Origin of the sequence: Pseudoduganella ginsengisoli, assembly GCF_009720865.1 — a bacterium.
GTDB classification, from domain to species: Bacteria; Pseudomonadota; Gammaproteobacteria; order Burkholderiales; family Burkholderiaceae_D; genus Rugamonas; species Rugamonas ginsengisoli.
In genome coordinates this window covers 1-210 of the sequence record NZ_WNLA01000135.1, presented here as the reverse complement: position 1 = coordinate 210, position 210 = coordinate 1, and the positions used below count along the sequence as shown (strand labels likewise).

Sequence of the window (210 nt, the reverse complement as noted above, 5' to 3'; positions counted from 1 at the left end):
TTCGTGACTGGGGTGAAGTCGTAACAAGGTAGCCGTATCGGAAGGTGCGGCTGGATCACCTCCTTTCTAGAGTAGGCACTCCGCCTGACGTCCACACTTATCGGCTGTAGTAAAGAAGAACGCAAAATGTTGGGGCTGTAGCTCAGCTGGTTAGAGCACCGTGTTGATAACGCGGGGGTCGTTGGTTCGAGCCCAACCAGCCCTACCAGT

Annotated in this window: 1 tRNA gene and 1 rRNA gene; both read left to right on the top strand. The window is 54.8% G+C overall.

The features are described 5' to 3' along the window. Positions 1-66, top strand: a 16S ribosomal RNA gene (locus GM668_RS30480); the annotation flags it as partial. Between the two features lie 65 nt (positions 67-131). Further along, a tRNA-Ile gene (locus tag GM668_RS30475) sits at positions 132-208 on the top strand. Positions 209-210 lie beyond the last annotated feature (2 nt).